Annotated in this window: 1 pseudogene; it reads left to right on the top strand. The window is 54.2% G+C overall.

The features are described 5' to 3' along the window. Positions 1-118 precede the first annotated feature (118 nt). Positions 119-546 (top strand): annotated as a pseudogene (locus tag B2T33_RS12175) (ABC transporter permease); the annotation flags it as partial.

Raw genomic sequence — 546 nt, 5'->3', positions numbered from 1 at the left:
CTCAACTGGGGCCTCGCGGCCGCACTCGGGTCCATCCTTCTCGTCGTCGTTCTTGGCCTGTACTGGTGCTACGACAAGATTGTGGGCATCGATAACGTGAAGTTGGGGGGCTAAGAACATGAATGAAGTAATCTCATACGTAAGACGGCCCGAATTGATGACCTTCACGATGCCACTTGTGGCCTTGTTGGGCGCAATGTTCGGCTTCATTACCGGCAACATCTTTGGCAGCCCGTGGGTCGGGTTCGTCATCGGTGCTGTGGTTGGTGCGGCACTGGCCTTTGTGTTCTCGAAAATCATCAAGGTGAAAAGCAAACAGAAAACGCTGGCAACTGGAGTGCTTTTCGGCGGTGTAGGCATGATTTTCGGCGGGCTTGGCGGCCTGTTTGGTGGCTTCCTTGTCGGTATTTCGATGGGCTGGTTTGCCAACTGGGTTGGAAGCGGTCGGTATCGCGCCGGCGTTCCTATCTACTACACGCCGGGTCAGGTTCTTTGGCACAACGCATTCCTGTTTATATGTGCGTTTGTGTTCTTCTTCCTGATCGC

Source organism: Thalassospira sp. UBA4513, assembly GCF_002388495.1.
GTDB classification, from domain to species: domain Bacteria; phylum Pseudomonadota; class Alphaproteobacteria; order Rhodospirillales; family Thalassospiraceae; genus Thalassospira; species Thalassospira tepidiphila.
Note: the sequence above shows the minus strand (reverse complement) of the source record. Positions and strands in the feature narration are given on the sequence as shown.